Source organism: Gramella sp. MT6, assembly GCF_019357415.1.
Taxonomy (GTDB): Bacteria; Bacteroidota; Bacteroidia; order Flavobacteriales; family Flavobacteriaceae; genus Christiangramia.
Genome location: NZ_CP048410.1, coordinates 2,541,376 through 2,566,025 on the forward strand (window position 1 = coordinate 2,541,376; position 24,650 = coordinate 2,566,025).

Here is a 24,650-nt window from a genome sequence, read left to right on the forward strand (position 1 = left end):
GACCCCTTTAATACCTTGTGACCTCCCATTCCAGAAACGGATTTTCGCTTTTAGAATAACACTACTAAAGTACTATACCAAAGCTTATAAAGAAAGGGGAGAATCACCCTATTTTTTATTTTATTCGCTATTTATCAGCTGTTTAGGGTATGGGTTATTTTTGTTCCAGATTTTTACTAGGAACTTTTCTGGCCAGTATTTTCCGGGGAGAAACTCCATACTTTTCTTTGAAGATCTTCGAAAAATAACTTCTACTGGATAAACCCAGTTCATACACAACCTCACTAACATTTTTATTTCCTGCCAGTAAAATATTCAGAGCCCTGGTAAGACGAACGTCCCTGATGTACTCATTCACCGTTTTTCCAAAAATTGTTTGAAAGCCTTCCTGAAGCTTATTGATGTTCACTCCCGCAACTTTAGAGAGGTCGGTCACGGTTCCAGTATTAGATATGTTGGCATCGATATATTCGACCGCCTTCTCAATGGCTTTTTTATCTTTTTCTTTCAGGCCTAATTGATTTGTTCTGGAATCATTTCGTTTGAAGCTGTTGAGCATATAACTCAGGATCTCGAGCGCTTTGGCTCCAATAAAATTGATCCTTGGAAATCCTGAAATATCACTGTTTCTAAGCTCCTTGATAGATTCTGCCGTTTTAAAACTGAAACTGGATTTTTCTGAAATTCTTTCTTTGGCACTGTGGTCATTAAACAAGTCAAAGAAAATAGGTTCCAGCTGCTTAAGGTCGAATGATAGATACTCCTGAAACTTGAGTCGGTCTATTTCAAGATAGCATAGCACCACTTCCTCATTTTTAGGAAAATGAAGGTTATGAGTTTCCTGTTCCTTGGGAGCAGCAATAATGTACTCGTGCTCAATGATCGAGGTGCATTCCTCGTTATGTGCAAAACTACTGCTTAAAGAGCCTTCAACACAATAGATAAATCTAATGGGTTTTGCATGAAGATGATAAAGGTTCAACTGCAGTTCCTCCTTCAGTTTACATTCATAGGTATAAAGGCCAATACCATTTGGAAAGTTTATAACTCTAATTTGACCTTCTCCCTTCGATCTAGGGATTTTTAAAATGAACTCTCCCAGGTTTTCGCTGTATATCGTCCCGAAGTGATTTGCCAGTTCCGGAATTATGTCGTCTACATCATTTAGTTCTAAATGATAAGTATCCATTTGATCATTTTAGTTGGTTAAAAGAAATGACTTTAAAATTACGGTCTAGGCTAGAATTTTCGGAAAAAACTCAGTTAAACTTATACTAAATGATTTGGTTTTAAATGGTGGAATTCTGATTTGTAAGTATTTATTGATTATACAATTAATTAGCTTCTTTCCGAAGCACCACTAACGGCGGACTTTTTATCACACTCAAACTATTTCCTAAACCAATGCTCATCACCAGTAAGATAATACCTGGCAGAAGAACCAAAAATGGGATCCATGATGGGATGAAAGTGGTTTCAAAAACAAAATAACCTAATAGCAAACTACTAATTAGAGATAATAAGATCCCCGATAATGCCCCAAGAACGCCCAGGTAGAAATATTCCAGCGCAAGGATTTTTAATATCTGGTCACTTCTTGCTCCCAGGGTTCTCAAAAGAACACTTTCTCTAATACGTTGGTATTTGCTGGTTCGCACAGCACCTATTAACACGATAATTCCAGTGAGAATACTGAAGAAAGCCATGAAGTTTATAAGCCATGAGATCTTGGTAAGGATCTTTTCGATTAGGGTTAATACCTGCCTAAGGTCAATAATGGTAAGGTTTGGGAATTTCTCTACCAGGCTTTGCTGCAGGTCTGCAGATATTGTTTCATCTGGAACCTTTGTTGTAAGCACTCTGAATTGAGGAGCATCCTCTAGCACGCCAGTTGGGAATACTATTGAAAAATTTAACTGCATCCTGCTCCAGTCTACAGCTCTGATACTTCCCACAACGGTATTCAGCAAAACTCCCTGAACATTAAAATTAACTTTATCGCCAACACTTACCTTCGCATCTTCAGCAAAATTATTGCTAACTGAAATTGGGATGATTTCACTTTGAGGTTTTTCTCCTATGAATTCTCCCTGTTCGAGAACTTCGGAATCTATTAAAGAATCCCTATAGGTAGTTCTGAATTCGTGGTCCAGGATCCAACCGTTTACCCTGGAAGTTGTGTCATCTCTAATTTCGTTAACCGATCTTCCCTTAATACTTTCAACTCTCATGCTCACAATTGGAATATTTTCCAGAACTGGTAATTGCTGTGAATTTATTGTTTGAGCAACTTTCTCCTGCTGGTCTGTTTGTACATCCAGAAGGATCATATTAGGACTATTAGCCTGTTCGTCCAGACTTGCCTGCGCCAATAGCAGATCTTTGGTGAAATAAAGGGTGCTAATCAAAAAAGTTCCAATTCCTATGGCCAGCACGAGAATAAGCGTTTGATTCTGAGGTCTGAAAAGATTCAATAAGCTCTGCCTCGGAATAAATCCCCAACTAGTAGGAAAATACCTTTTTATAGCCTTCATGAATAAGTTTGCAACACCGGCTAGCAGGGAAAAGGTAATAATGATACCAAGTACAAAGAATATAGAATATTTCCAGTCTTCCAGCAGCCAGAAAGCGAAAAGAAAAATGAAAAGGAAGATACCTGTTAATACCAGGATTCCAGCTTTTTTAGAGCTGGAACTTTCGGTACCCTGAACCCTTAAGGTCTGCAGCGGTGAAACGTATAATGTCCCTATCAAGGGATATAAAGCGAATAATACAGACATGAGCACGCCCAATAAAATCCCCATAAAGATCACTCTGGGATCAAAGGAGATTTGTACATCAACCGGTAGTATATCCTGCAAGATCAAAGGAAATAGTTGCTGAAGCATTAAGCCGAGTAAAGTTCCCGCAATACCGCCAATAAAACCGATAATGGCGATCTGAATGAGATATATTGAAAAGGTTTGTTTTTTGGTTGCGCCAAGACACTTTAAAACCGCGATAGATTTCAGTTTTTCTTTTATATAAATATGGATAGCACTGGCAATACCCACACATCCCAATAGTAGTGCAATAAAGGCGACCAGATTGAGGAATTTACCAAAATTCTCATAGCGACGTCCCAATCTTGCACTCGTAGAGGTATGAGTATCCAGGTCTGCATCATTAGCATCAAGAATGGGATCGAGCTTTTCATCGAACTTTTCCAGGTCCAGATTGGGATCGGCTAGGAAATAATAATTGTAACCAATTCTACTGCCAGTTTGAATAAGGCCGGTCTTTTCAATAAAACTATGAGGGATAATTACCGGGGGAGCAATTGAGCTAAAAAGAGCCGCGCTTCCCGGAACCGATTTTAAAGCCCCACCAACCGGTAATTCAATATTTCCTATTTTGATCTTATCTCCCTTTTCAATTCCTAATTGAAGCATCAAGGTAGCATTTACTAAGGCCACTCCTTTTTCCTGATATTCTTTTGCTGCCGAAACAGGTTCAGTTTCAAGTTCACCATAAAATGGAAAACCACCTTTTATACCTCGAACCCTAACTAGTTTGGTTCCTTCTGTTCCCGGGAAAGCTGCCATGGAGGCAAAACTTATCTCTTCGGCTTTGGGTCCTCCCAGGGAATCCATAATAAAAGAGACCCTTTCATTAGGCTGGTTTTCAAGGTCAATAATATAATCGGCTCCCATTAGGGATTTAGATTGAAGCGCAATATTTTCCTTTAGGTTATTGCTAAAGGACTGTATGGAAACAACTGCAGCGATCCCAAGTACAATGGATGCCATAAACAACAGAAGCTTTCTGCTGCTCGCTTTTCCATCCCTAATGGCCATTTTCAAGAGCCAGTTGAACCCTGCTTTCGCTGAACTTTTTGGTTTAGATGCAGCCATAATTAAACGTTTACCGTTTCCATGATCCTGCCACCTTTCAACCTCAGGATACGCTGAGTTTTTTGAGCCAGTTCCATATCATGGGTTACAATGACCAGCGTTGTGCCAGATTCTTCATTTAATTCGATAAGGAGTTCTATAACTTTTTTTCCCGTTTCTTCATCAAGGTTTCCAGTCGGTTCGTCAGCAAAAAGTATTTCAGGTTTATTGCTAAAAGCCCTGGCCACAGCCACTCGCTGCTGTTCGCCGCCAGATAACTGGGAAGGGTAGTGGTCGTAGCGGTCTCCCAGGCCAACTTTTTCCAGAAGTTCTTTACCAATTCTGGTAGCATCTGGATCTCCTCTTAATTCCAATGGAACAGCTACATTCTCGAGGGCGGTAAGCGTTGGTATCAATTGAAAATCCTGGAACACAAAACCAACTTTTTTATTTCTTAAGATCGCTCTTTGATCTTCATTGAGATCGTTTAATTGCGTTCCACAAAGTTCTATTTGGCCAGAATCAGGTTGATCCAGACCGGCACATAGGCCTAAAAGGGTAGTTTTTCCACTTCCGGAAGGACCTACGATGGCAAAGGTTTCTTTCTCTTCAATTTCAAAACTGATATCTTCCAGAACAGTTAGTTCTTTTGAACCGCTTCGGTAGCTTTTCTTCAGATTTTGAATACTTAATATTTTTGCCATCTTCTTTCTTTTAGGTTTCTTTATCAATTCAAACAAAATAAAGAAATGATTTCAATAAAATCTACTGAACCATGAGAAGCTTCACCTTATTTTTATCATTGTTTATGTTCCTCATTTTCACTTCTTGCGGCGATACCGCCAAAAAAGAGGAGAAAGATACTGCTGAAGAGGCTACCAACAGTGATGTAGCCGCAGAAGAGGATAATAAAGTAATACTTTTCTTTGGTGATAGTCTTACTGCGGGTTACGGGCTTGAGCAGGGGGAAGCATTTCCCGCGATCATTCAGCAGAAGATAGATTCACTAGGACTTTCATACCAGGTGGTGAATGCTGGATTAAGCGGAGAAACTACCTCTGGCGGGAAGAATAGAATAGATTGGGTGCTTAAACAAAATGTAGATGTCTTTATTCTGGAGTTGGGAGCAAATGATGGTTTACGCGGTATACAGCTTTCAGAGACCAGAACGAATTTACAGGAGATCATTGATTTTGTACGCGGAAAAAATCCGGATATTGAGATCATTCTCGCCGGAATGCAGATCCCGCCGAATATGGGTCAGGATTATACCACTGAATTCAGAAATATCTTCCCGGAACTTGCCAAAAAAAATAATGTTCACCTTATCCCATTCCTCCTGGAAGGTGTTGCTGGAGATCCGGAACTTAATCAGCAAGACGGAATCCACCCAACTGCTGAAGGACAAGAGATCCTTGCAGAAAATGTCTGGGATGTTTTAAAGCCTGTTCTTACGGAAGAAATGCAGAAAGCTGAGTAATTAGGATTATTCAGGCCATTCTAGAAATATCGTAATATCAACATCAGCATCTTCTTTAATAATGTGAATTTCCGAGGGTTTTTCATATTGAAGAGGATATAGGTTTACGGTCATTCCCGACGCATCTCGAGCTAAATCAGATCCTATGCCTCCTTCGTCATGATCTCCAATACCTACTTCGAAATTTGCATAAGGAGCGATGAATAATTCTTCATCCCTTAGCTCAAACTCCAGTTTTTCTTCGTTAGGATAGATCTCAGAAAGGAACCAGCGGCCTTTACTTCTATCTTCGTTGGCGAAATTCCAGCTGAAAGCCTTGTTTATAGCGAAGACAATATCTGCCAGTCTTTCCGGATCATTCTCCGCATACTGCTCATCATAAGTTCCATGAATGTTGTAAAAAGAATTGATCTTTAATCCTGTTATCTGCACAGCATCTCCGCGGTTAACGGTTACATCGATAGATTTAGTGATCTGCTTCCCGTTAATATCGGTAAAAACATAGTTCATTTTTTCTAAGCCCACATTAGGAAGCTGATAGTGGAGGGTTTCGAACTGGCTATCTATAACTCCGCTTTCACCATCTCCACCTACTGATACACTGCCATTTTCGAAGATCTGCTTGATCTCATGAATTTGGGAATTAGAACTCACCTTTATGGTAAATGGCATGTCTACTAAGGCAAATTCAGCAGAAGGGGTAAGGGTAACTTCAAAATTAATTTCAGGTTCATTTTCAATGATTTCTGAAGAATCTGAGGAGCAGGATAGCATCCCGAATAGGGCTATCAGCAATAAAAATCTTTTCATTTTATAAAAATGGATTGTAGATCCAAATGTAAATATTTATGGCTTCGATTTTGAAATTTTTTTCTTGCTCTGAAATCTTTTAAGAACATACGAGGAGCATAGGGATATGGCCGCTGTGGTTCCCAGTCCACCGCCAAAACCTTCAAAAAAGGAACCCGTTAAGAGATATAAGATTGAAAATATAATTCCAGAGATCCCAATGATCCAGTATTTCCTGATCACTCTGGAACTTGCCATGCCAACAAAGGAAGCTCCCATGATCACCAGTGGAATATTTATAGTGTAATATTCATCAAATAAATCCGGAAAAAAATGAAAAAATCCACCTGCGATAACAGATATAGCCGCAGAAGCCATTACCCCGCCTAATTGTAAGCGATTATTCAGATAAAAAGTGGCGAGAGCGGCAATAAAGCCCGAAATTATAATGATAACTATATCCATCTTAGAAAAATAAGAACAGGATGAGTGACATTAAAGAAACTCCGCCAAAGGCGACAGTACCCAGTTTACCACCAAAACCGTGCAGCGTGCTTTTAGAAATTATAAGTATAATCCCGGTGAAAAGGCCTGCAAAAGAAATGAAGGTATATCCGTTAGCTAAAAACGGGGCAGTCATTCCTGCGAATGCTCCACAATATATGGCTGCGGGTAATTCTCTTAAAGTATCTGATCTTCTATTGATAAATGGAATGAAAGAGCTTAAAAGTCCAGTGATCCCGGCTGAAAGGACGGTACCAAGGTCAAGTTCAACATTCAGCCAATAAGTGGTTACAGCACCAATAATGCTGAGAATTATAAGTAACAAATCGATTCTTCTAAAAACAGATCTTTCGGGTTTATGATTTTTGTAATAGAAGTGAGCCAATAACAACCCGATTAAAATCAGAAAAAGTAGGGACAGGGAGTCAGCCTGATTTTCATAAATCGCGGCTATGATGAAAGAAAAATGCAGGGTAATGAATATTAGAACCGGTGATTTTTTAAAGAGGTTTCGCACGCTTTCAGATTAGAAATGTCTTCAGAATTTGCTGTCTGCAAAAATGGGAAATTTTAAAATTCTTTCTTAGCGAATATTGTTCAGGTTATCTATAAAATCTGCTTTTAATAGATGGGACTCAGTTTATCGCCGTTTTTTTCTTAATTTAAATAGTGTCAAAAAATTGTAAATCAGTGTTTTTATATCTCGCTAAGTCATAAGATTAGATTCTATTTAATTTTTACTAACCATCAAAGCCTTTGATATGGATAAAATTGAAAAAAACCACATTTCCCGAAAATTATTCGTGCAACAATTGGGACTTGGCGCCTTGGGAACAGGAATTATATTTCCCGGAATGCTTTCTGCTCAAAGCTTTTTAACTACTAAAACCAGTCAGCCAAAAAATATTCTCGTACTTGGAGCTGGTCTTGCCGGGCTGGGGGCGGCATGGGAACTTAGAAATGCAGGCCATAAAGTAACGGTTCTTGAAGCCCGTGACCGACCAGGAGGAAGAGTTTCTACGATAAGAGAACCTTTTGCAGATGGATTATATGCTGAAGAAGGTGCCGCAGGATATTCATCGTCTTATACACATGCCTTAAAGTTTATTGATGAATTTGGTTTGGAAAGGATTCCCTGGCCAGTGCCGGAGAAGGCCGTTACCTATCACTTAAATGGTAAGGCTTTTACAGTAGGACCTAATGAAACCGTAGAATGGCCATTTGATCTAACCCCGGAAGAACAAAAAATGGGTCCTATGGGAATGGTGGTAAAATATATTCTAAAAACATTACCACCGGAGATAGGTAATCCACAAAGCTGGAATGAACCACCTCTGATAAAAATGGATCAAATTTCCCTGGCTGAGTATTTAAAACAACAGGGAGCCAGTGATGGAGCAGTAGAACTATTTAAAAATACTATGTGGTTCGCTGCCAAACCCGACGAAACTTCAGGACTCTCGATGGCGGTATCTGACGCCGGACTTTTTATGGGAGGAACTCCTTTTACCCTAAAAGGAGGTAATGACAAACTTCCCCGGGAAATGGCAAAAAGATTACAGGAGAATATTCAGTATAATGTTGTGGTAGATAAAGTGAAAGATTCTGATAATGGAGTAGTAGTTTCAGCAAAAATGAACGGTAATCCTAAGGAATTCAGTGCAGATGAAGTAATTGTCACTTTCCCCTTGAAAGTCCTTGAGAAAATATCTTTCGAACCTGCCTTGCCTGCAGAAAAGCTTACTGCAATAAGGGATATTCCAGTAATGAATATTAACCGTACTTATTTACAGGTAGATGAGCCCTTCTGGAAGAAAAATGACCTTTCTGGAGTAGCTTATACAGATCTTGATGTAAGGGCAATAAACCCCATCTTAAATTCTGATAATCCAGATTCTAGTCCTGCTATTCTTGAAAGTATGGTAGCCGGCCCATTCGCTACAAATATCGAAAACTCTTCAGATGAAAAGATAAAAAGGATGATGCAAGATTCTATCAAAAGAGTATTTCCAGATTTTGAAGGCCATTTTCAAAAGGCCCATGTAAAAGGTTGGAGTAAGGATCCATATGCCTTAGGCGGTCCTAGCTGGCCTGCGCCGGGAGATGTTTCCACTCATCTGGAAAATTTACAGGCTCCTCATGGTAATATTCATTTTGCAGGAGAACACACCAGCATTTTGAGAAGTACGATGGAAGGGGCGCTACGCTCTGGGGTTCGAGCGGCAAATGCGGTTCATGAAATAGGATGAAGATTCAGACCTATAAATTAAAGAAAATGCCAGTAGATCTTTCTACCGGCATTTCTATTTCAATACAAAAAGTTCTATAATCCTAAAACTCCTGTCCCTTGTTTAAATACTATATCTACAGGAATATTCTTTTCAGATAATTTATCCAGGGATGCCTGAAGGTCACTGTCTATCTGACCCGATTCATTCAATAAATTTCCTGTCCCTTCATAATCTCCTTCGCCCTGAAGCACCAGGATATCATTGGAAAGCGCATCAGTTGCTTCCCTGAATTTCTCCATATCTACTTTATAAAGCCCGTCTTCATTTTGAGTGAAAGCACCTTTGTCTTTAAAATAATTAAACCGAACCATATTTGCTTTTCCGTGGGCACTGGAGGCTCCAAAGCGAATTGATCTGAAAATACTAGCAAGGAAGGTCACATAATAATCCTGTAATTCGGCATCTTTTAGTTCGCCCTTATCATGAAGTTTAGTGATCATATAGATTCCTAATACATCTGCCTTTCCCTCTTCCAGCGCGCCCGCATGTTCTTTAAGCGCTTCTCTCACCGTACCTTTGTTGTTGATGGTATTCTTGATACCTAGCCCGTGGGCAACTTCATGAAACATTGTATTAGCAAAGAATGCGTCGAATGTGATATTTTGCCTTTGCTCAGGAACGATCAATTGTTCAGAAATTGGCACCAAAATCTGGTCATATTTCGCTTTCATGGCATTTTTTAACTGTAGCCTTCTACTACCATATTGCTCCTGGACCTTTTCATCGTTCGGAAGGTTAATGGCGATCGTCTTACTTCCGGAATTACAGTCACCGGCGTAATAAACCACATCGTAGGCATTAAGGTCTGATTCTGTTCCCGGACTATCCTTTTTATATTTTGCATCTACAGGCAGTTCTTCCTGAAGCATTGGCAGAAATGTAACATACTTTGCGAGACGCTCACTCCATTCCTTATCCTTTATGAGCACATAGGATTCAAATGCAGCTTTATAGCCGAACAAACGATCTTCATAAGTTTCAATCGGTCCGGTTACCATATCTATGGCATTATTCTTCATTTGCATCCAGGCAACGTCACTTTCATAATATTCGTCAGTGATAAAGGCTTCAGCACGCAAATTCAGGTATTTTTTAAACCCTGGATCTTCGGCCAGTTCTGCAGCTTGTTTCAACAGGTCTGATGCTTTTTTTAGCTTATCTGGAAATTGTTCGTGATACCATACAGAGGTAAGCTCACCATTATCGTTTCGCCTGATGAAGGTGTAAAGACTTTCTTTATTCTCAATATCCGAATTATCAAATTCCTCTTTGGTCATATCTACCGGATAGAAATTAGCTGCTTCAGGTTTGGGGCCGTAACCTTCAATAAAAGGTTCCAGGTTATTAAGCCGGTCCCATGGACCATAATTTATCTGAACATATTCTGCAGATCTATCATCGAGTTTAGGTAAGAGACTGTCACGTCCTCCGAAGGCCTGATACCAGAAAAGTTCATCGGTGATCTTGGCAACTTCAATGAGTAGCGGAATCATTTTCTTCTGATTTTTAGAAAGGCTGGACATTTCTGAAGTAAGTTCCACCTCGGCGTATTGCTGGACCAGTTGGCTAATGTCCTTATCTGCCACTACCATTGACGTATCACGAGTTTCCTCTTCAGAATTATCTTTTGGATCGTTCTTGCATCCCGTAAGGAAAAGAACGCTTAGAATTAAAAGTGATAAAAAGGGTTTATTCATTTTCTCTAGTTTAAGTTTAGCAACTATAAATTTAAACTTTTTGATCTAGATAAAATTAAAGCCTGAAAAGGGGAATAAAACAGTTCTGAACCACCTGTAAGATTAAGTTATTAAATAATCAAGCCACTCGGGGCAGGAGTGGCTTGATAGCATTAATTGGAGTTTAAAAGTTTTTTAGGTCTCAACGTTTAAATTGATAAGATTTTGATTATTTCTATAATCATATACTTTTTATAATTATTTATTGTAGAAATGGGATATGGTTCAAACATCTGATTACTAAATAAATATATAAAACAAATCGTTTTGTTTAATTATTTTAACAAAAGTTTAAACAAAATTACATAAGGCTTCTTGGGATTAATGTGGTAAGATTTAAATAACCTGTTCTAAAGATAAAGCCACTCATAGAGTGGCCTTATTTAAATTAAGCATTCCAACTATCGAGAATTAATCTCTGCTTAATATATTCTTGAATTCATCTGAATTGAACATCGCATCGGCATCGTGACCTACATTTGGAACCTCTATCAATTCCTGATTGTTTTCGGTATAAAAGGTATCGAAAAAGGTAAAAATATTCCTTCCACGTTCCAACCTGTTTGAACCAAGTAAGGTGGCCGCACAATCTGTAGTATTTAATGTGCCCTCTGTATTAGTATCATCTGTACCAAGTAAATAAATTGTGTTTCTGGTAATTTGCTGTTGCAATAAATCTTCCTGGCTCATCCCGTCTACATATGAAGGTGCGGTTTCATAACCGTAAGGCCAGAAATCGTAACCTGTGCAATCTGTAGGTACATAGAATTCATTGGTATCTTCGTTATAACGTCTACCATCTGGATAATAGAAGTACTGGTTATTAGCCACTATATATTGAAATTCATATTCGGTATAGGCAGCTTCTGAAGTGTTCACAAAAGCATAATGTTGAACAAATGCGGCGCCTGAACTATGACCGGCAAATTTTATTTCTTTTAGATTAGGGAATTTTTCCTGATTAGAAAGGTATACTACGATGTCATCCAGAACGCTGAAAGAACTAATTGCAATATCTGTATTGCCTGAATTAGCTCCTTCCCGCCAGTTATTGTCCCAGAACAATTCTCCGTCTGCAGCATTGGTTTCTTCCTTAAATTCCGGAGAAATGATAAGGGTATTTTCAAGTTTGCCTACATCTCCTACAGCATTGGTCATATATCTGAAATATTCATCTGCATCCCTGTTCTGGCCATGGATCACAAAAACCACTTCTTCGATCTCTTCCCAGGTATATTCCTGATCTGAAATAATATCGTAAGAACTATAGAAATTAAATGAAGCTCCCTCTGCGATTTCTATTTGCTCAATACAATCTGCCGTGGCAGAAGTACAGGGCGTTTTAGTCTCTTCAACTTCACTGGTAGTAGTAAAGGACCCGGAAAAATCTGTATTCAGGGATTCTCCATTTTCTCCCAGGGAGCTTTGATCTACCACAATGCTATACGCAGACCCCGGATTCAACCCGGAATAAGAGATTACTGCCTTAGAGCCTGCATTTCCCAAACTGGCAGTATAGTTTGCTTCTCCCTGCGCATCTGAAAATGAAAATGACTCCTCAAAAGCTTCCGCTTCCAGGGTATGGGAAAAAGCAATTTCGATGCTGCCCGATAAGGCGACATTAGATAATCCATCGCTAAGGTTGCTTCCGTTCACTGTTGCAGAATAAACATTTAAAGTGTCTATAGAATCATCGTCATTGCTGCAACTGCTTAGAAAGATCGTAAACACTAAGGCAGTCAATATTCGTATGCTGTAATTTATTTTTTTCATCATATTCTAATTTATGGAGGTCGCCTGAGATCAAATCAGGATTCACTGTTTTATATTTCAAACAACCTCCAGCTAATTCTATTCACAAATTGGATAAATACATGCGGAACTCTGAGTGGAGGTAGAACCATCTGCACAATCTATACCTCCGGTAGTCCAGTCGCCATTGATCTTATAGGCCCAGGATCCAGAGTATTCCCATACTTCACCGGTACCATCAACGTCTGCATCTCCATAGGTTTCGATGACTGTATCCCCATTGAAAAGCTCCACGCCGTCATCCCCATTTTGATTCATGGAATCTGACTCAAATACATGCTCAAATTCGTCTGTGCAATCTCCAAAATAGGCAGCAATGGTTCCCGGTTCCCTGGCTAATAAGATGTCATCACCTTCCTCCACAGAAATTTGAGGGAAATTATATTCAACTCCGTCTGTTCCTCCACCGTTATTGGTAATCCCAACGCCGTAAATACTTAAATCTTCAATATCCTTGTTAGCTCTAAAGTGCACGGCTTTTCCTCCGTTGGTTCCGCTGCCATCCCAAAGCAAGGCCAATACTCCTTTAATTTCCAGAGCTTCTTTACAAATTGGGTAAGGGCAAGGTGAGTTGCTATTTAGCGTTCCACCTACCGTACAATCGATACCGCCGGTGCTCCATTCTCTACCTACCTTATAAGCCCATGATCCTGAATATTCCCAGGCTTCCCCGGTTCCGTCTACATCTGAATCACCGTAAACTTCAATAATGGTCTCGCCGATAAACAATTCTATCGCATCATCACCATTCTGACTAATTGAATTATTGGATTCAAGTATCTGTTCAAATTCACTTCCGCAGTCTTCAAAATAAGCGGTTAATGCTGCCGGGTTACGGGCAACTAATACGTTATCACCTTCAGAAAGGGATATAGCTGGGAAAGTATATTCCGGTCCGTCTGTTCCGCCACCGTTATTGGCGACGCCTAGACTATAGATACTTAGATCTGCAATATCTGCATTGGCAACGACGTGAACCGCTTTACCATCATTGGTATCTGAGCCATCCCAGGTAAGGGCAAGAACTCCTTTTAAGGAAAGCGGCGGTAATTCCTCGGTAATATTGATCTCTGCTGTGGTATTATCATTATCGGTTGCATTCTCTATGGAAGCAATTGAAACAATAATGGATTCGTTATCATCATTTTCCTGGTCTGGAATTGAAGTGATCTCGAAAGTTGTGGAAAGTTCTCCCGCTGGGATAGTTAATTCTGAACTACTGGTAGTATAATCTGTGTCAAGTAATGCAGAACCTGAAAAATCAAGATTTATAGTCACATCATCCTCGCTGTCTTTATCCAGTTCAGCAGTTACGACCACGGTTTCTGCACTTTCCTTGATTACATCTGCAGCAGCGCTAAGCTTGATCACCGGTGGAACGAAAGCTGCGGTCTTAAAGTTGAAATTGATAGGGCTCGATAAGGCCTCACCGTTGGTGCCATAAGCACCTTCAGGTATGTTCAAAGTATAAGTGGTCTCATAGTCGAAACGGCTAGCAGGAGTAATGATCACTGTAGAATTCGAGTTAGTGAACTCCAGGTCATAATCTGCATCTCCGTTAGGGGAACTAAGCTGTAAAGCAGAGCTTAGTTCATCTGTATTCATACTATGTGAGAAAATGAGGGTCAATGGAGTTTCTACAGGAATATTTTCTGCTCCTTCTTCCAGGACGTCTTCACCTACATTCGTTTTGAGCAGGCGAAGTATTCCGTCATCTGTGATCGTTACATCATCATCATTAGAGCAGGCAGCCAGGGCGAGGATAAAAAATATCAAAACACCTGAACTTAAAAGAGCTCTTGTTTTAGATTTTATGAATGTTTCCATTATTTAGTTTTTATAGAGTTAATCTGGTTTATGGTTGGTCTAATGAGAATTGTTCGCTAAATCCAAATGGATCAAAATCCCAAATAAATGGCAGCATGAAATAAACCATGGCTGTCAGGAAGATGATCGATATCAGGTTCATCCAGATTCCTGTTCTCACCATATCTGGGATCCTTAAATATCCCGAACCAAATACCACCGCATTTGGCGGAGTTGCTACCGGAAGCATGAATGCACAGGAAGCAGCGACCGTGGTGGCCACTAATAGCATATAGGGATTTAGGTCAAGTTTCAGGGCGATTGGGGCCAGAATAGGAAGTAGCATTGCTGTAGTCGCAAGATTCGAAGTTAACTCTGTAATGAAGTTAACACTAAAAATAACGATTAAGATCAATAGTAATAATGGTAATGCCTGCAATAAGGTCATTTGCATTCCGAACCATTGTGCAAGTCCCGTAACTTCAAAACCTGAAGCCAGGGCCATACCACCGCCGAATAAAAGGATGATCCCCCACGGCATTTTTACTGCTTCTTTCCAGTGGATAATGCGTTCTCCTTCCTTGCCCGAACTTAGAGTGAACAGGGTAATACCTGCAACCATCGCAATAATGGTATCATCTATTCCCGGCAGGAATTTTTCCAGGATAAAAGACCTGGAGATCCAGCAAATAGCCGTGATCACAAATACGCTTAAAACGATCTTTTCTTCACGTTTCATAGGGCCTAATTCTGAAATCAACTTTTGGATTTCCTTCTTCCCACCTGGAAATTCTTTCTGTTTAAAATTGAAAGCGATATGGGTAATGTAGAACCAGGAAACGATCAATAAGGTTATAGAAATAGGCAAACCAAATTTCAGCCATTGAAAAAAGCTAATATCAATATCATATATCTCCTGAATATAACCTGCAAATACCAGGTTTGGAGGAGTACCAATTAAAGTGGCTATACCTCCAATAGAAGCACTGTAAGCAATACTAAGCATCAGTGCTTTTCCGAAGATCTTATTTTCATCTTTGATCGTTGAAGGATTATCCTTTAACTGGGATACTATAGACATTCCAATAGGCAACATCATTACCGAAGTTGCCGTATTCGAGATCCACATAGATAAGAATGCGGTCGCGACCATAAAACCCAAAATGATATTTCTCACATTGGTTCCTATGAGCTTAATAATATGCAGGGCTATTCTTTTGTGGAGATTCCATTTTTCTATTGCTATCGCCAGAATAAATCCACCCATGTAGAGGAATATATATTTATGACCATAGGATGCCGTCGTCGTTGAGAGGTCTAAAGCTCCGGTTAAGGGGAATAGCACTATCGGTAACAATGCGGTAACAGCTATAGGGACTGCTTCAGTTACCCACCATAATGCTATCCATAGGGTTGCGCTTAGAACATCCCAGGCCGACTCGGGCATTCCTTCTGGTCCACCTATGCTTTGCAGGACAATAAACAGTATAGGTCCAAGGATCAGAAATATGTTTTTATTAATTTTCATTTATCAGCTCCTTTTAAAGTGTCCATATCATAATCTTCCACTAATTGTCTAAGGAAATTACCGGTTTCAGGCAAAACAAAAATCAGGTAAAGTTGATCACCGTCCGCATCTGTGGTAATGAGGCGATTTGGAATATCCATTACAGGTCTTCCGGTAAAATATTTGTAATAAATAAGAGCGATAAGGTATGATCCATCTGAGGACGGATGCTTGTCATCAAAATACATTTTAAGATCTGGTCTGGCTTTTTGGGCTTTCATAAAAATAGATCCTACTGGAACTACTCTTACTCCGGTTTCCTTTCCCAAAGACTGGTAGGAGGAATCTATGGTTTCCTGCATTAAAGGGTTAGAATCGTAAGCCCAGGTCATTGATAATAGGGGTTGGGCATTTTTCTCTTTAACAAGATCTATCAATTTGGTAGCGTTGGTCTTAAATCTTTCAGGATGGTCTATGGTACTCATACTGTGATCTTGCAGGACCACATAATCCCAGGTTTTACCTTCCAGAAGTTGTCTCGTCTTCGTATCTTTTTCTTCTTTCCAGTGTTGCTCTAGATTACTTCCACCTACTGTAGATTGAGCAGTTTCAAGGGGAACACCCTGATCTTTTGCTATTGCTTCAACCATTTGGGGCATATTCCAGAAATAGGTGAAACTGTTTCCCACAAAGAGAACTTTTTCCTTTTCCTCTGCCTGGGCAAATAAAAAGACAGGGAGTAGAAATAATATTAATGATAGACTACGAAGTCTTATTACCATAGCATTATTTATTTTCAGTTTGATCATAAGTTAATATCTGTAGGTTCAAAAAAGTCTGGAATTGGGTTTGGGACGTTTTCATTCCTGTCTATTTCAGTTTGGGGGATTAGAAAACGCTGAGGCAACTGGTTACCTGTATTAGGCTCTACCGGAACCCTTACGTTACTTTCATTAAGAGTTCTTCGCATGTCATTGAATGGTTCAATAAGTCCGAAAAGTGTAACATATCTTTCTTCCAGGATCTCTCTTAATAAGGCATCCTCCTGGCTTAATCCGTTAGGATTTTCAATCCCGCCTGCCGCAAAATCTGCAACGATGTAGGGATCGTATTGCAGATTGGCAGGGTCTATATTCATTAAATATCCACCAGTATTCATGAAGGCTCTAAAATCGTTTAATGCCTCCAGCCCGGCCTGGAAACCTTGAGAACGAAGGGCAGCTTCAGCAAGGATCAATAAATTCTCCTGGTATGTCACCAGTGGGGCAGGGGCTGTTTGTGCAGCGAATCCGTCTTCAGTATTTGGCTGTACGCCCACACTTGTAATATTGAACAGGTAGTTAAACCTGGCAGTTTCATCTGTTTTACTATTTCCACGGTAATTTGCCGGAATAGGGTTACTACTGCCGGGCTGCACCAAACTGGTCATAAAATCAGAAACTACCACATCGGCCTGTCTAACTGCGACAGCAAATAACTGATAATTTAAATTTGAATTTTGAACTGCTGTACCGTGTGGAGCGTACATGCTGTTCTCGAAAGAACTTATCCCATTCTGGGCGGCCTCATAGGCAAGATCATATTGTTTTGTAACTAAATAAAATCTTGCTTTTAGAGTATAGGCGGATTCGATCCACTTATTTGGGGCACCATCATAATAAATATCAGATCCTCCAACAGGTCGCCCTCCACCCATTTGTAAATTTGAGATAGCTTCATCCAGGCGATCCTGGATTTTCTGAAATACGGCAGGCTGATCTTCATAAGCAGGATTCGTATTCTCAATATCGCCAGCTTCATCATAAGGAACATCTCCATAAATTGAAGCTGCAGTCCCAATAATATATGCCTGTAAAACCTGGGTAATTCCAAGGCTTACAGGACCAATATTATCATCTATCGCAACAGTTTCAGCAACAACTGCATTTCTATATGCATTTACATAGAGATCATACCATAAAGCATCAAAAGTACTGGTGGTTACATTGTATTGTGTTAAACTCAGGTGCTGGCGGTCTAATCCTGTGTATTGTCCGGCAAAAAGGGCAGACCTTCTTGCTGTTTCCCCACTCTGTACAAGAAGATTTCCAACTTCAGCACCTGTTAGGATACTGCCAAATGTACTTTCTGTAATATTATTAGGGTCGTCATTAATGCCATCTACCAGGTCGCTACACGAGAGCTGAAAGCTTACAACAAGTATTAAAATTATAATTCGTTTCATGTTGTTGATAGTTTTAAAATTTTACGTTAAGATTAACCAGGTATGATTTTGTTGCCGGGTTGTTGAAATAGTCAATACCACGAGCTGCACTAATACCGGAAAGGTTGGTATCTGGATCATTACCTTCAAACTCTGTCCATAAGAACAGGTTTCTTCCTGTTACTGTAAATTCAATCGACTGTAATTTGGTTGTATTTTTCAGCCATTGGGAATCCCATAAATAACCCAGACTTAATTCACGAAGCCTTGTCCAGGAACCATCTTCAATATAAAGTTCATCAGTCCCTCCACCAAAATATCCTCCTTCACCATTATACCATGATTCGGTAAGTGCTACAGGTCCTCCACCAAAATCCTGAATATTTCCACGGAAGGTTTCACCTATATTGATCACATTACCTTCTGAAGTCACATAATTTCGTTCAGCAGTAACTCGGTTAGCTGTATCGTACCATCTACCCAGATCACGAAGTACAGATTTTGTTCCAGCGAAAATATCGGCTCCCTGATAGGTTTCCAGCAATGCTGAAAGTCTAAAATTTTTGTATTTAATAGAAGTAGACAATGCTCCCTGCCAATCTGGATTGGGATCTCCAATCACACCTACTTCCTGATCTTGTATAGGAAATCCATTTTCATCTAAAGCATAATTACCTTCTTCATCCCTTAAAACTCTCGAACCCCAAAGTACACCTAGTGGCTCGCCTTTAACCGCTCTGGAAGAAACTGCTGCCAGCCCTCCTAAATCGAATGATTCTATACCAACTAGGTCGGTAACTTTATTCTCTACAGTGGTGAAATTTGAGTTAATGCTCCATGAGAAATTATCTGTCAGGATTATTTGATATCCTAAATCTAACTCGAGCCCTTTATTCTCAATTTCTGCTCCGTTAGCATAAATGGAACTGTAACCGGTTGAGTTGGGTAAAGGAAAATCTAAAAGGACGTCCTCGGTTTTATTATCGAAATAAGTAGCACTAAATCGAAGTTTATCCTGAAGGAATCTAAGATCTACTCCAAATTCAACTTCTTTTTTTCTTTCAGGTCTTAGTGCGGTATTTCCTCTACCAGCAGCTGGAATGAAAGCTCCATTTCCGAATAGGGTCAAATCGAGGGCACCACCAAGACTATCGCCAAATGAAGGTGAAACAAATATATTTGAAGTATTATAACGAGAGGGTTGCACCCCAACCTCACCATAGGAGGTTCTCAGTTTTCCAAAAGAAAGAAAATTATCATTTAAATCTAGTATATCTGTAAATTGCCAGGCGAGTGAGGCAGACGGAAATGCAAAAGTATTGTCAACATTATTCCCAAATGTAGAAGCAGATTCTACTCTTATTGTACCTGTGAAGTAAAACATTTCTAAGGCGTTTAAGGACAAGGATGAATAAACCGCGGCAGTCCTTTCATGGCCTTCAGAACTTGTAACCGATCTATTTTCAGGCAATGAATTGTCTATATCACGAATTCCGCTGTCTAGATCTACAAACTGAATGAAATTTCTTGCGGACGCTCCCTCAACACTTCTTGATTTTGAATTATAGTTGAATCCGGCAAGGAAAATACCACCAAAATCATCACTTATGTTGAACTGAGATTTGGCTATATAATCCATATTGAAAATGGTGTTGGTCGCCAGTGAATTATCTATATAACCAGATCTATATGCACCGGCAGCAGATCCGGGTGTAAAAAACTCTCCTCTTTCTTCACTATAGTGGTCAAGCCCGATTCTGGCGATAAGATCTAACCAGTCCATTGGCTCAGCTGTTAATTCGAAATTCGTAATAAAACGATCTACTTTAGATTCATTCTCCTGCTCGTTGATGGTCCATAATGGATTATTATAAGTTGGTGATCCATCTGCTCCAAGCGGTTCTCTATATGATCTGTGTCTGTCTGAAACAGGTGAGGCATCAGGCCCGGAATAGTAATTTCCTCTATATCCGGATATATCAAAATCTGTAGGGTTTCTTAAAAGACCAAGATATAAACCTGATGAGCTGGCACCTTTTCTAATTCTGTTGGAGTTTGTTCGGGCATAAGTTGAACTAAAGTCAAGACTTAATACCTCATTAAATTTATGTTTCGCGTTTAAACGCGTTGTAGTTCTTCTGTAATCAGAATTATTTTTAATAATACCCTGTTGATCAAGATCACTTATACTGAAGAAAACTGAACTTTTTGCGCTTCCTCCACTAAGGCTAATATTATTTTCCCAGAAATAACCATTATCGAATACCTGGTCGAAATTAGAGTCATCATAAGTCTCTCTGGAATTTTTATTTACAATAGGGTAGTAGATACGGCCATCCTGGTCCTGGTAAAACTCACCGGTAGTATCAAAATCATCTTGTCCGCCGGCGCGGTTTGCAATAAGGTCTCCATAAGAATCTCTTGCACGCTGATCATAAACTCCATTATCGCCCTGTCCGTATTCATTCTGTAATGGATACTTCTGATTGATCACATCATAAGAAAAAGTAGTAGAATAATTAATCTGAAGACCCTGGTTATAACTTCCGTCCTTAGTGGTGATAATCACAACACCTCCAAGCGCCTGTGTTCCCCAAAGAGCCGCCGCAGAAGCACCTTTTAATACCGAAATCGATTCAATATCATTCGGATTGATATCATTAAGACGGGATTCCTGGCTAACACCACTACTTTCAGAATTTCCTCTCACGTCATTACTAATCGGGACACCATCCACAACAATTAGCGGCTGACTGTTTCTTGTAATGGAAGATAAACCCCTGATCTGGATATAAGCACCGGCACCGGGATCTCCTGAGTTTCTTGAAATTCGAACTCCAGAAGATTTACCTGATAATCCATTTAATAAAGTGGCTTCTCCAGATTCGCTAACGGTTTCTCCGTCAACAGTAGAGCTGGCATATCCTAGTTCATCCCGTTTTTCTTTAAATCCTAGAGAGTTAATGACGACGCTTTCCAGAGACTCCACATCTTCTTCCAGCACTACATCGATTTCGTTCTTGCCATTAACATTAATTAGTTTTTGTTTAAAACCAAGATATCTAAATGTAAGAGAACCATCCTCATTCGAAATCGTTATCGTAAATTTACCGTCAAAATCGGTAGCAGTTCCATTTTTGGTATCTGTTTCCAGGACGGTAACACCGGCCAGAGAGACACCATATTCATCTTTCACAATTCCAGAAACCTCATGCTGACTTACAGCGAATTGGGAAAAGGAAAAGAGTAAGATGAAAAAGGTTTTCGTAATAAAATATTTCATTGGTTTTGGGTTTTGTTAAAGTACTGATTGATTAATTGTACCTTTAAGGACTATTGTTGTAACCGTAAAATTTTGCATCATTTGTTAGCAATTATATAAAAATTAAGCTTTATGATTGCCACTTTAATAATTTTTAATGAATTTTATCAATTTTTAGCGATTAGAATCTAATATGGGTCAGGAAAATACCACCTCTTATCATAAAGAATTTGTTTCTAAACTTGAGTCTCTCTACGGAACCTTTGATCCTGTTAAGAAAAAATTTGAATCTACAAGTAATTCCAGGATAGCAAGAGACCTGTGTTATAGTGATTCCCAGTTCTCAAGGCTTATAAATAATACTGCTTCAGAAGGTGAATTCAAGAGAACTTTAAGAAATGTTAACCGGCTTCTGAATGAAACCAGGCTACAAAAAGAGCATCGTTCAACTGAAAAAGTAGAATCTGGGAAGAAAAGCAACTGGATATTATATGTTTTAGGGATCGTTATTCTTTTCCTTTTAGGCTTTATTATCCTTGATTATTTTGAAGAACCCGAACAAAAAGAGATTGCCAGTGAAGATTCCAGGTATGAAATGCTTAAATGGAGTTTCGAAAATAAATATATCAAACCCTATGTGAAGCTTAAGGAGTTGCCGGCAGATTGCGATTATCCTTCCTATAAATATCAGGGGAAATGGACCTTGAAGAATGAATATAAGATCCCTTTCTTCAGGGAACGTAATGGTTTTCATTATGTGGCCAAAGAGGCAGTTATGTTTGCAAGAAGTATGGAGGAAAGTAGTGCCGACGGGAAACAATTTGAAGGATATGAATATCAAAGGCATGAGATATGGTATGACAAAAGAGAATTACCAATAGACTCATTCTTAATTCCAAATAACCGCACAAAACTTAAAGAATCCTATAACACGTCTAACCTGGCGCAGGATGATAATTTTGTTCTATTAGCAAATGTGCATACTTTCTTCAGAAATGAATTTAGTATAGACAGTACATTAATCGATAGAAAAGGTAAAGCAATAGGCCGGGATATTCAATTCCTGGATGAAGATGAACTAATGGAGAATGTTGGAAATAAAAAACTGGTAGAAGAACTAAAAAGTGAGATCAATTCTATAGCCAAGAACAGGCTGGAAGATTTTTCAAAACCTATAAGTTGTGAACCGGCAAAGGTTCCTAATGTAGATTTCCATTATATAAACGAAGGTGATGAACTGAGTTTTAAATGCCAGTTCACCACCGGTAGGTTTTTAGTTGATTATGAGAAGATCTTTGTGCTGGAAGATCAGTATATCAATAATATCTGCAGGTAGATTAAAAATCAAATCTTTGAGGACCACCTCTTCTAATATCCTCATTGGCGTAGGCTTCAAATTTTTCGAAATTCTTTCTGAAGGAATTAGATAATTTAAAAGCGGTAGTGTAATACTTCTGGTCATCATTCCAGGTTGCTCGTGGGCTCAGAACTTTGTCTGGAACTCCCGGACAGGTCCTTGGCTGCGCAACTCCAAAAACGGAGTGTATGTGATACTTTTCATAAGAATACTTTGAGCCTAACTTACCTTCCAGGATGGCATTTACCATGGCTCGGGTATATTTCAGTTTAATTCTTTCCCCAACGCCATATGGGCCTCCCGTCCAACCGGTATTGATAAGCCATACATTCACCCCGCTCTTATCGATCTTTTCGCTTAACATCTCAGCATACTTTGTAGGATGCAACGGCATAAATGGAGCTCCAAAACAGGCCGAAAAAGAAGGTACAGGATCTACAATACCAGCTTCAGTACCCGCAATTTTAGAGGTATAACCCGAGATAAAATGATATGCTGCCTGGCTGGAAGTTAATTTAGAAACTGGAGGTAATACTCCAAAAGCATCAGCCGTAAGAAAAAAGATATTTTTAGGGTTTTTACCTACTGAAGGCGTCTGAATATTATTAATATGATCTATGGGATAACTAACCCTGGTATTTTGAGTAATGGAGGTGTCGGTAAAATCTACATTCCCATCCTTAATAATAACGTTCTCAAGTAAAGAACCTTTTTTAATAGCATTATAGATATCGGGCTCCGACTCTTTATCCAGATTGATCACTTTAGCGTAGCATCCACCTTCAAAATTGAAGATACGGTCATCTGGAGTCCAGCCGTGTTCGTCATCACCAATAAGTTTTCTATCAGGATCTGCAGATAAGGTTGTTTTTCCCGTACCAGATAATCCAAAGAAAATTGCTGTGTCTTCATCCTTGCCAACATTAGCAGAGCAATGCATAGGAAGAACATCATGTTCTACCGGAAGTATGAAATTAAGGGCAGAGAAGATACCTTTTTTAATTTCTCCTGTATAACCTGTCCCGCCTATCAATACTGTTTTTTCCTTAAAATTAAGAACAGCGAAATTCTCCTGTCGGGTTCCGTGAACTCCAGGATCTGCCATAAATCCAGGGGCATCAATAACGGTCCATTCTTTTATGAAGTTTTCAAGCTCAGATTTTCCCGGTCTTAAGAACATATTATAGGCAAATAGGTTGGACCAGGCATATTCTGTAATAACCTCAAGGTTCAAACGATATTCTTCAAGAGCTCCGGCATAGGCATATCTTTTAAATAGATCTTTTCCGTCTAGGTATTCAAGAACGTCCTTTTTAAGCTTATTGAAATTTTCGGGAGTGAAAGGTAGGTTTATATCTCCCCAGTTCACTTTATTTTCGGTTATCTCGTCCTTGACTATAAATCGATCTTTAGGAGACCTCCCGGTAAATTTTCCTGTGTTTATGGCCAGGCTTCCGGAATCTGTTAACTCTCCCTGATTATTTTTTAAAGTTATATCTGTTAATTCTTCAGGATCTAACTGAAAATACACTTTGGAATTCGAATTCTCGATATTCATATTTTTAAGTTTTATTAACTAACGCCTAGCAATATGTGGAAATTATTACGAAAACCTTGTAGTTTAAAGTTTTTTATTAAATTTTATTAAAATTTAATGGTTCTGTCTATCAGATCATTACTTAAAAATAATTTTCCGATACCAAATAAAATCAGCATGGATCCACATTTTTAATTCATATTTGGAGCTTGGAACTTCAACAGAAATTCAGAAAATTAATCAAACATAAAAATTCAGAAATAGCATGTCTAAAACAAAACTTACAGTGTTGAGCAATGGATCATTAAAGGTTCAGGGTGATTTTGAGATCGTAGATAAAGATGGTAATGTGTATGACCTTGGAGGCAGGGAGTTGGTCTCTCTATGTCGTTGTGGTTTATCTGGCAATAAACCATTCTGTGACGGTTCTCACAGGAATCATTTTGAGCATACGGCAGAAGCTTTTGATCTTCCTCCTAAAAAATAATATTAAA

At 39.2% G+C, this 24,650-nt stretch carries 18 protein-coding genes; 4 read left to right on the plus strand and 14 right to left on the minus strand.

Annotation, left to right across the window (positions count from 1 at the left end; translation table 11 throughout):
- Positions 1-154: 154 nt before the first annotated feature.
- The 3 genes from G3I01_RS11360 to G3I01_RS11370 all read right to left on the minus strand — a co-directional run bounded on the left by G3I01_RS11360 (position 155) and on the right by G3I01_RS11370 (position 4,576).
- Positions 155-1,189: an AraC family transcriptional regulator gene (locus G3I01_RS11360; protein WP_219547954.1), complete on the minus strand. Its 1,035-nt coding sequence runs from the start codon at positions 1,187-1,189 to the stop codon at positions 155-157.
- Between the two features lie 145 nt (positions 1,190-1,334).
- Entirely contained in the window at positions 1,335-3,893 is a 2,559-nt protein-coding gene (locus G3I01_RS11365) for an FtsX-like permease family protein (protein ID WP_257710568.1), read from the minus strand.
- A 2-nt stretch (positions 3,894-3,895) separates the two neighbouring features.
- Positions 3,896-4,576 (minus strand): ABC transporter ATP-binding protein, encoded by a 681-nt coding sequence (locus G3I01_RS11370; RefSeq protein WP_219547956.1) that lies wholly within the window; start codon positions 4,574-4,576, stop codon positions 3,896-3,898.
- Positions 4,577-4,647: 71 nt separating this feature from the next.
- Between G3I01_RS11370 and G3I01_RS11375 the strand changes: the two genes are divergently transcribed.
- Positions 4,648-5,352, plus strand: a complete 705-nt coding sequence (locus G3I01_RS11375) for an arylesterase (protein WP_219547958.1) — start codon at positions 4,648-4,650, stop codon at positions 5,350-5,352.
- A gap of 6 nt (positions 5,353-5,358) precedes the next feature.
- Here the strand turns inward: G3I01_RS11375 and G3I01_RS11380 are convergent, their stop codons facing one another.
- From G3I01_RS11380 to G3I01_RS11390, 3 genes are read right to left on the minus strand one after another with little or no spacing between them, the layout of a single operon-like run.
- Positions 5,359-6,162: a hypothetical protein gene (locus G3I01_RS11380; protein ID WP_219547960.1), complete on the minus strand. Its 804-nt coding sequence runs from the start codon at positions 6,160-6,162 to the stop codon at positions 5,359-5,361.
- A gap of 36 nt (positions 6,163-6,198) precedes the next feature.
- Positions 6,199-6,606, minus strand: coding sequence for a hypothetical protein (locus G3I01_RS11385; RefSeq protein ID WP_219547962.1), 408 nt, complete (start codon positions 6,604-6,606; stop codon positions 6,199-6,201).
- A 1-nt stretch (position 6,607) separates the two neighbouring features.
- Positions 6,608-6,970 (minus strand): hypothetical protein, encoded by a 363-nt coding sequence (locus G3I01_RS11390; protein WP_219547964.1) that lies wholly within the window; start codon positions 6,968-6,970, stop codon positions 6,608-6,610.
- Between the two features lie 436 nt (positions 6,971-7,406).
- Here G3I01_RS11390 and G3I01_RS11395 point away from each other — a divergent pair, with 436 nt between their 5' ends.
- Positions 7,407-8,894, plus strand: coding sequence for an NAD(P)/FAD-dependent oxidoreductase (locus tag G3I01_RS11395; protein WP_219547966.1), 1,488 nt, complete (start codon positions 7,407-7,409; stop codon positions 8,892-8,894).
- Positions 8,895-8,968: 74 nt separating this feature from the next.
- Here G3I01_RS11395 and G3I01_RS11400 read toward each other — a convergent pair whose 3' ends face one another.
- The 7 genes from G3I01_RS11400 to G3I01_RS11430 all read right to left on the minus strand — a co-directional run bounded on the left by G3I01_RS11400 (position 8,969) and on the right by G3I01_RS11430 (position 21,283).
- Positions 8,969-10,633 carry a Zn-dependent hydrolase gene (locus tag G3I01_RS11400; RefSeq protein ID WP_219547968.1) on the minus strand — a complete coding sequence of 555 codons (1,665 nt, stop codon included), beginning with the start codon at positions 10,631-10,633 and terminating at the stop codon, positions 8,969-8,971.
- A gap of 450 nt (positions 10,634-11,083) precedes the next feature.
- The gene (locus G3I01_RS11405) at positions 11,084-12,448 is read right to left on the minus strand and encodes an Ig-like domain-containing protein (protein WP_219547970.1); all 1,365 of its coding nucleotides are present in this window, start codon (positions 12,446-12,448) and stop codon (positions 11,084-11,086) included.
- Between the two features lie 75 nt (positions 12,449-12,523).
- Positions 12,524-14,311, minus strand: a complete 1,788-nt coding sequence (locus G3I01_RS11410; RefSeq protein WP_257710569.1) for an Ig-like domain-containing protein — start codon at positions 14,309-14,311, stop codon at positions 12,524-12,526.
- Between the two features lie 28 nt (positions 14,312-14,339).
- The gene (locus G3I01_RS11415; RefSeq protein WP_219547972.1) at positions 14,340-15,818 is read right to left on the minus strand and encodes a DASS family sodium-coupled anion symporter; all 1,479 of its coding nucleotides are present in this window, start codon (positions 15,816-15,818) and stop codon (positions 14,340-14,342) included.
- Entirely contained in the window at positions 15,815-16,606 is a 792-nt protein-coding gene (locus G3I01_RS11420) for a DUF4886 domain-containing protein (protein ID WP_219547974.1), read from the minus strand. Before G3I01_RS11420 ends, G3I01_RS11415 begins: the two co-directional genes overlap by 4 nt.
- Complete coding sequence (locus G3I01_RS11425) at positions 16,603-18,021, minus strand: SusD/RagB family nutrient-binding outer membrane lipoprotein (protein ID WP_219547976.1); 1,419 nt, start codon at positions 18,019-18,021, stop codon at positions 16,603-16,605. The genes G3I01_RS11420 and G3I01_RS11425 overlap by 4 nt, the downstream gene beginning before the upstream one ends.
- A gap of 13 nt (positions 18,022-18,034) precedes the next feature.
- Positions 18,035-21,283, minus strand: a complete 3,249-nt coding sequence (locus G3I01_RS11430) for a SusC/RagA family TonB-linked outer membrane protein (RefSeq protein WP_219547978.1) — start codon at positions 21,281-21,283, stop codon at positions 18,035-18,037.
- 172 nt (positions 21,284-21,455) lie between these two features.
- On the opposite strand from G3I01_RS11430, the gene G3I01_RS11435 reads away from it, so the two are divergent.
- Complete coding sequence (locus G3I01_RS11435) at positions 21,456-22,598, plus strand: hypothetical protein (protein ID WP_219547980.1); 1,143 nt, start codon at positions 21,456-21,458, stop codon at positions 22,596-22,598.
- Between the two features lies 1 nt (position 22,599).
- Here G3I01_RS11435 and pckA read toward each other — a convergent pair whose 3' ends face one another.
- On the minus strand, positions 22,600-24,177 hold the full coding sequence (pckA, locus tag G3I01_RS11440) for a phosphoenolpyruvate carboxykinase (ATP) (RefSeq protein WP_219547982.1): 1,578 nt from the start codon (positions 24,175-24,177) through the stop codon (positions 22,600-22,602).
- Positions 24,178-24,421: 244 nt separating this feature from the next.
- On the opposite strand from pckA, the gene G3I01_RS11445 reads away from it, so the two are divergent.
- Positions 24,422-24,643 (plus strand): CDGSH iron-sulfur domain-containing protein, encoded by a 222-nt coding sequence (locus G3I01_RS11445; RefSeq protein WP_219547984.1) that lies wholly within the window; start codon positions 24,422-24,424, stop codon positions 24,641-24,643.
- Positions 24,644-24,650: the final 7 nt, after the last annotated feature.